Below are 7,460 nucleotides of genomic sequence, written 5' to 3'. Positions count from 1 at the left end.
TGTGGGAGAGTAGGACGCCGCCGAACAATCATTGTGGGAAAGCCCCGCACCAACCCGTCAAGGGTTCGGTGCGGGGCTTTTCTGCGTTCCCGGGCCTTTATCGCCCACCCTTGCTTCCGCCTCCGGGCAAAATGGGAGTGCGGCGTCGGCAGGGCCGTGCCAGGCTGGCGAGCCGGCGGGTCTCGTAGACGAGACCGGAAGTGCGAAGAGGAGAGCCCCTTGATCCCGTCCCGGCTGGTGCCGCTGCTGGAGCAGTTCGATTTCGGTCGTGAGCGCCTCACTGGCCGTCTGGCCGGGCCCGTCATGGACAGCGGTGACGGATCGGAGACCGCGGTCGGCCCGATGACGGACCACGAGTACTTCTGGGAGCCGGTACCTGACTGCTGGTCGGTCCGCCGGCGCACGGACGGGCCGGGGGCGCGGGCGACCCTCCTGGCCGGGGCGGGTGACTGGGGGCGGGACGCCGCTCCCTATCCGCACCCGTGGCCGCCGCCGTTCACCACCATCGCCTGGCGGCTGAGCCACCTCAGCGAGATGATGACGCTCCGAGCCGAGCACACGGCCGGCCGGCGCCTGCTGACCCGCGACACCTACGTGGTCAGCGGAGATGCCGAATCGGCGGTCGCCGCCTTCGAGTTGGGCGCCGAGGCCTGGCGGAAGGCGCTGTTGGGTGTCGACGACGCCGCCCTCGACACGGTCGGGCACTGCACGTACCCCCACGGCAGCGACGCCGAAGAGCCGTTCGTCGACATCGTGTGGTGGGTCAACCAGGAACTCCTGCACCACGGCGCCGAGATCGCCCTCCTCCGTGACCTCTACCGGTCCGGACAGCACTGATCTACGGACTGGGGGAGCGGCCCGCGCGGTCGTACCGGGCAACTCCGGCTCGCGGTTGAAGACCACCCTGGACCAGGAGCCGCCGGCAGGACGATCAGCCGCTGAGAGCTAAGGCGACGGGAGTGAGGCCGTGCCCGACGGGACCTGTGACCCCGTCGCGCTGAATCGTTTCGGGGCGGCGGGCGGTGGCAGTGCCACCGCCGGATACGCGCCACCGGCGCGGCGAAGACCGGCGACAGCCCGTTAGAGATGCTCCGGCCGTTCACGCTGCAAAAGGGTCAGCCGCGGCATGCGTCGCTTGCGGGTCGGCGGCCAGGTCGTAACCCGCGGCCTGGCCTGTCCACGGGGGGTGTCTTTATGTCCTTCGTCAAGGACGCGGTGCCTGGATTGCGTGTGGTTGGGGTGGTCAGGCAGCGAGGGTGAGGTGGGTGCGGGGCTCGTAGAAGGTGCCGTCGCGGAGTATGGCGAACAGGACGCTGATGCGTTGGCGTGCGAGTCGCAGGAGTGCTTGGGTGTGGATCTTGCCGCAGGTTCTTTGCCGGTCGTAGTAGGTGCGGGAGGCTGGGTCGGCGTTCATGCGGGTGAAGGCGGAGAGGAACATCGCGCGTTTGAGCTGCCGGTTTCCGCCGCAGAGGGCGTGTCGTCGTGGGGCGAGGCCGGTGCATGAGGCGAGGTGGGTGGCACCGGGGAAGCCGCTTTCGTCGCCGACGGTGACCAGCAGGACGGTGGCGGTCCTGACTCCGACTCCGGGCATCGAGGTCAGGACCGGGTGAAGAGGGTGGGCTTCCAGCAGGGTGCTGATCTGGGTTTCGAGTGCTCTGCATTGGTCGTGGACCGCTGCGATGCGGCCAGCGACGGGATCACGATGTCGAGGGTGCCCGCGCCGGAAACGACGACGGTCTGCTCGTTGAGAGCGTCGAAGACGTCATCGAGCAGCCTCCGTGCCATCCGTGGAGCCTTGGGCCGGATCAGCTCGACGAGCCCGCGGCGCCGGCTTTCCGCAGAGCGTTGGGAGATCCGTGGCGCTCTAGGGCGTGTATCGGAAGTGAACCGCGTGCATAGGGTGTCGGCATGTCACTGGGTCACATAGTCCTCTCGTCGGGTCGTTCGATCCGGCTCACCGAGCTACGGATGTCTTCGACCTACGGGGGGATGCTGGAGGGCTACCCTTGCAAGCGCATCAACGACCGGAAGGTCAGCTGGCTCCAGCGGCAGGCCGAGCACGCATTTCCCTCCATGCCGGTCCATCTCGTTTCGCCCTCGCGCGAGTGCCCGGACGAGACCGCCGGCGCCTTCGGTCCCGTTGAGGTGCTGCCTTCCGTGGCTTGCGTCGGTGTCTTCGGCTCCACGGCGCTCGACCCGGCAATGGACGGTTCCACCCTCGTCGTCGCCTGGTTCCAGCCAGCACCGGAGGTACCGGCGGGTGAGGATGCTGATCTCGCGCTTCGCAGCATTCGTTGGGAGGAGCTGGCCCAGGACTATGAGCTGTAGCAGCGTGCTGGTCAGAGCCACTCGTTGATGGGCGCGATGAGGACAGTGGCTTCAAAGCGGACCGCGAGCTTGATGCCCCTATGGATGTGAAGCCCTATGGATGTGAAGCCGCCAGGACGTGGGTGGTGGTGCGGGTGATGAGCTGGTGGATCTCGCGTGCGACGTAGCGTTTGAGGCAGCGGAGTGCTTCGTGGCGGGTCTTGCCTTCGGAGACGCGCCTGTCGAGGTAGCCGCGGGTGCGGGTGTCCCATCGGAGACGAGCCAGCACGATGGTGTAGAGGGCGGAGTTGGCCTGCCGGTTTCCGCCCCGATTGAGGCGCCGACGCTGAGTTTTCCCGGAGGAGGCTTCGACTGGGCTGACGCCGCAGAGAGCTGCGAACGAGGCCTCGCTGCGTCGGGGTTGTCACCCGCTGCAATCCGAAGGGTCGCGGCGGTGTCGGGGCCGACGCCGTAACAGGCCAGGAGCTGCGGATTGTGCTGCGTGATGACGGCTTTGATCCGCGTGGTGAGCTCTTCGACCTCCTCGGTGAGGTGCTGAATTCGCCGGGCCAGCAGTTTGAGCGTGTGGGCGGCGGCGCCTGCCGTTCCGGAGGCCGAGCTGTCGAGCCCTGCGCAAGCGCGTATCAGTTTGGGGTTGCTCAGACCGGCCAGAGACTCGCGGAGCTCGGGGTCGGTGGCCACGAGAACGGCCTTGAGCTGGTTGATCGCTTGAGCCCGGGACTTGATCGCCGAGGCCTTGGCCATCTTGAACAGCCTGAGTATCTCCACGGGCCCGTCGCCGGCCTTCGCGGTCGCTGTCGCCCCGCCGGTGATCACCGCGCGGGCTGCAGCCTCGGCATCGACGATGTCGCTCTTGCCACGGCGTCGGCGGGTGGCCTTGTCGGGCTGGTTCACCTCGAAGACGATGATGCCCTGACCATGCAGATACCGGCTGAGTGCGGCGCCGTCTGAGCCCGTGCACTCCACCCCGGCTTCGCTGAGGCGGCCCCAGTGTCCGGGCCCAGTCCAGTAACTGTTCGTAGCCCTCGGCGGTCGTCGGAAAGCTCCGGCTCTCGACGAAGGCGCCGGCACTCGTGACCACGGCGGCAACGTGGACGTCCTTGTGCGTGTCGACACCCAGCACGATGTCGGGGTTGCCTTGGTCCAGCGGGGTGCCAGGTGCCGTCCCGTTGCCACCGGCGGAACAGGTCGTAGACCCGGCCCGACGGCCCGTACTCGACAGGCACGTCCCGCCACGGCACACCGGTACGGACACGGAACCGTATGCCGTCGATCAGCTGCCGCCGAGGCCAGACGGGCGGCCACCCCGCCTTCGTCCCCTTCGGTAACAACCGCTCCAGCACCGCCCACTGCTCGTCCGTGAGATCTCCCCGCCCCATGAACCGTGATCATTCATCGCTCGAGATCCACTTTCCACACGCGGCCTAGGAGCCAGGTGACGGCGGGGTGGTCCAGTCGTGGGCCGAGCACGCGCTCGAAGCTGGGGTGGAACTGCCGTGAGCAGGCCGCGTATCCGGTTGCTGGTGCGGGTGGCCTCGGCGGCGAGGTCCTGGTCGAAGCCGGTCAGCACCGTGAGCTCGGCGGTGATCTCGTCGGTCAGCTCCAGCGAACGCAGGATGTGCGGCACGGTGCGGGCGGCGTCCGCGATGACCGCGGCGTCCTTCGCGTCCGTTTTCGCCTCGCCCGGATAAAGATCGGCGATCCGCCGCATGGCAAGTCCAGGCAGGTAGGCGACCGGGCGACGGTCAGCGGCAGGGCACCGATCGAGGCGGGCTGGTCCACGATCACCAGCACGGTGCCGAACTTGGCATTGAGCGTGTCGAAGACGGCCTGCAGTTTCGGTTCGCTGTTGGGCATCGGCTTGTCGAAGACTTCTTGCCCTCCGGGGTCAGCCCGTGGCCATGATGGGCGGACTTGCCGACGTCCATCCTGAGAAAGACGCCCACGCCATCGGTGTCTAACATCGCAGCCGTCCCAGGGGGTTGCTCCTGCCGGCCTCGGCAATGGCACCGTGCTCGCGCATCCACGTTATGCAGACCTGCCGCCCGCGAACTGCCCGGCCTTGCGCCGGACCGGGCGGTGGCCGGGTCTCTCATCAGCGTCTCCGACGGCACACCACGGTTCCAGCGACACCACCCCCCAGGTCATCCGCTCGACCAAGGGGACACGGTGGCCCGGATCCGCCCCATCCGCCAGGGCCGCCCGTTTTGTCGCGCAGTCCCAGGCTGCGCCGGCCGCGGGGATCCTCCTGGCGGCGGGTGCGTCCGTAGACGTCGGTGACAACAACGGCAACACCGTCCTGTTCAACGCGGTGTTCAACTACCGAGCCGATCCGGCGACGCTCCAGGTACTGCTGGAAGCCGGAGCCGCTCCGGAGCAGCAGAACGCGAAGGGAATGAGCCCCCGTGTGGTCTTGCCGACTGATCGGCAATTATGACGTGGCCGTTCGCGTGCCCGGCGCCGGGCAGAACCGGTAGGCGCTGGTCAGGCCTCGTGCCTCTCGTGCGGTTGCTGGACGTGGTTCGTAGGAGGTGCCGTCACGGAGCATCGCGAAGAGGACGTCGACGCGTCGTCAGGCGAGGCAGAGGAGGGCGGCGGACGGGAACGAGGTGCCGTCGCCGACGTCGATGAGGGTGCGGGCTCCGGTCCTGACGCCGATGCCTGGCATGGACGGCAGGACCTTGGAAAGAGGGTGGGCCTCCAGCAGTTCCTCGATGCTCGTGGTGAGGAGTTCGCGCTGGTCGAGGACGGCGGTCAGCGAGGTGGCCAGGCTCGGGACGATCAGAGCGGCCGCGTCCGTGCCTGGGACGACGGCGGTCTGTTCGTCCAGTGCGGTGAAGATGTCCTCGACCAGTCGCTCGGCCATCCGCGAGGCCTTCGGCCGTATGAACGTGATCAGCCGTCGGGGTCCGGTTCCGCGGATCTGGGCCGGGGACCCGAACCCTTCCAGGAGCATCAGGACGGCCGGGTGCTGGATGCGGGGGCCGAGGACTCGTTCCAGGTGCGGGTGGATCTGGGTGGGCAGGCCGCGCAGGCGGTTGCTGATCCGGGTGGCACCTTGGGATGCCCGGCCAGGTCGTCGTCGGATTGGTCGATCATCTTCAGTTCGGCGATGGTCTCGTCTTCGAGGTCGACCGAGCGGAGGGTGTGAGGCATGACGTGGGCCGCGTCGGTGTTGAGGAAGGCATCGCGGGCAGTCGGTCTTGACCTCACCTGGGTAGAGGTCGGCGATCCGCCGCATCGTCAGTCCGGGCAGGTAGGCGACCGGGCAGCCCATGTCCCGGGCCACCGCCAGCGGCAGGGCGGCGATGGAGGCGGGCCGGTCGACGACCATCAGAACGATTCCGTGCTTTGCCTTCAGCTTGCCGAACACCTCGCGGAGCTCGGTTCGTTGTCGGGCAGCCGCTTGCGAAGGCCTTCTTCCCGGCCGGGGTGACGGCGGTGGCGTGATGTTCGCCCTTGCCGAGGTCCAGGCCGAGGAAAGCGCCGATGTCACTTGTGACAATCACGCGGGTCCTTCGGTCGTCCCCTCGCCCGGCCGTCCCACGGCACCGATCGCCACGGCCACATCACGAAGAGCCTCCCGACCTGCGGAGGGGAGAGAGCAAGGCGAACACGGACCCGGCCGGGACGAGCAGCTGACCGTTCGGGCGCGCTGCCCAGGTTTCGTCCCGAGGGGTCCGGATGCCGTGGGGTGTCGAGGACGACGGAGACCGGCGCTGGGGTGTCGAACGTCTGCATGGTGATCCGGCCTGCACTAGTCGATGTTTCTGATACTTGAAACGCTACGTTGCATTCGCGTGCTGGGGAGTACTTTCATTGCCGATAACGGCTGTCAACGCAGGCCATAGCCGAGAGACTGTTGCAACAATCAACTGCTCAATGCAACACCGGAATCTCCTTGCGTTGCAATGGATTGCGAATTATCGCTATGCTGGCGCCATCAGCGCGATGCGACGAAGGAGAACGGGATGCCCGGAGGCAGGCTCACCCAGCAGGAACGCCAGCAGATCGCGCTGGGGCTGGCCGACGGACTCGCCTACGCCGAGATCGCCAGGCGCCTCGATCGTCCGACCTCGACGGTCACGCGTGAGGTCATGCGCAACGGCGGTCCCACCGCCTACCGTGCCGACCTGGCCCACCGCGCCACGGAACGGCGTACCCAGCGGCGCAGGCAGCCCGCGTCGGAGGGGCCGGATGTGCCGCCGCCGGCCCACGGACGTGACGCCGAGGCGGTGCGCGAGTACGAGGAAACGTTCACCACCGTCCTCATGGCTTCGGGGATGCCCAAGATGATGGCCCGGGTGCTGACCTGTCTCACCACTACCGATTCCGGCAGCCTCACCGCGGCCGAACTCGTCCAGCGCCTCCAGGTCAGCCCGGCGTCCATCTCCAAAGCGATCACGTTCCTGGGGGACCAGGGCCTCGTTCGCCGGGAACGCGACGAACGACGCCGCGAGCGCTATGTCGTCGACGAAGACGTCTGGTACCAGTCGATGATGGCCAGCGCCCGCGCCGCCGCCCACCTCGTCGAGATCGCGCGGCAGGGTGTCTCCGTGCTCGGTTCCGACACCCCGGCCGCCGACCGCCTGGAGAACATCGCCCGCTTCGTCGACTTCGTCAGCGAGAGCATCACCCGTGCCGCGGAGCAGGCCCGCGAGATCCTCCACACGAAACCTCACGTTCCCGCGGCCGGTGGTGCCGGGCCGCGAACGGATCGCGGATAGAGGAGTACGGACAACCGCCGTCCGTCCGGGAGGCCGGGGCCCACACGACGTGGCCTGACGCTCGGGTCCGCGGGTGACGCCGGGCCTTCGGCCTCCGGCCACCGCCGGCCGTTCGACGCCCGGTGGCCTCGATTCTCGGGAGAACGTCCACCACGACCAGCCGTCCGGGACGGTGACCCCCTGGGCCCTGCAGGCGCCGTTTTGACACCCCCCAGCCGCAGTTGTAGAGTCAAGCGGTTGCCTCGAACCGGTCAGGTTCGGCAGCCCCACCCCCAAGGATTCACATTCGCTGTGGGGTGCACTCGATTCGTTCAGGAATCCGAAGCCGGGAAATCCGGTGGAAAAGTTCTGATAGAGTCGGACTCGCCGGAAAGGGAAACGCGAAAGCGGAAACCTGGAAAGCGA

3 protein-coding genes and 6 pseudogenes are annotated in these 7,460 nt (G+C 67.7%); 3 read left to right on the top strand and 6 right to left on the bottom strand.

Features of this window, described 5'->3' with window-relative positions; genetic code table 11:
* Positions 1–219 precede the first annotated feature (219 nt).
* The gene (locus ACWFQ8_RS33145) at positions 220–837 is read left to right on the top strand and encodes a DinB family protein (protein ID WP_453789984.1); all 618 of its coding nucleotides are present in this window, start codon (positions 220–222) and stop codon (positions 835–837) included.
* Positions 838–1,243: 406 nt separating this feature from the next.
* On the opposite strand, the pseudogene ACWFQ8_RS33140 reads toward ACWFQ8_RS33145, so the two are convergent.
* A pseudogene (locus ACWFQ8_RS33140) lies at positions 1,244–1,868 on the bottom strand (transposase); the annotation flags it as partial.
* 40 nt (positions 1,869–1,908) lie between these two features.
* On the opposite strand from ACWFQ8_RS33140, the gene ACWFQ8_RS33135 reads away from it, so the two are divergent.
* Positions 1,909–2,328, top strand: a complete 420-nt coding sequence (locus ACWFQ8_RS33135; protein WP_453789983.1) for a hypothetical protein — start codon at positions 1,909–1,911, stop codon at positions 2,326–2,328.
* Between the two features lie 94 nt (positions 2,329–2,422).
* Here ACWFQ8_RS33135 and ACWFQ8_RS33130 read toward each other — a convergent pair.
* From ACWFQ8_RS33130 to ACWFQ8_RS33110, 5 pseudogenes are all read right to left on the bottom strand, one after another.
* Positions 2,423–2,710, bottom strand: a pseudogene (locus ACWFQ8_RS33130) (transposase); the annotation flags it as partial.
* A 350-nt stretch (positions 2,711–3,060) separates the two neighbouring features.
* A pseudogene (locus tag ACWFQ8_RS33125) lies at positions 3,061–3,294 on the bottom strand (IS110 family transposase); the annotation flags it as partial.
* A 188-nt stretch (positions 3,295–3,482) separates the two neighbouring features.
* A pseudogene (locus tag ACWFQ8_RS33120) lies at positions 3,483–3,707 on the bottom strand (transposase); the annotation flags it as partial.
* Between the two features lie 40 nt (positions 3,708–3,747).
* Positions 3,748–4,292 (bottom strand): annotated as a pseudogene (locus tag ACWFQ8_RS33115) (IS110 family transposase); the annotation flags it as partial.
* A gap of 467 nt (positions 4,293–4,759) precedes the next feature.
* A pseudogene (locus tag ACWFQ8_RS33110) lies at positions 4,760–5,837 on the bottom strand (IS110 family transposase).
* 462 nt (positions 5,838–6,299) lie between these two features.
* Between ACWFQ8_RS33110 and ACWFQ8_RS33105 the strand changes: the two are divergent.
* Positions 6,300–7,055: a helix-turn-helix domain-containing protein gene (locus ACWFQ8_RS33105; RefSeq protein ID WP_453789982.1), complete on the top strand. Its 756-nt coding sequence runs from the start codon at positions 6,300–6,302 to the stop codon at positions 7,053–7,055.
* The last annotated feature ends 405 nt before the right edge of the window (positions 7,056–7,460 follow it).

Source organism: Streptomyces sp. NPDC055254 (genome assembly GCF_053606025.1).
This window is presented reverse-complemented; position numbering and strand designations above follow the sequence as displayed.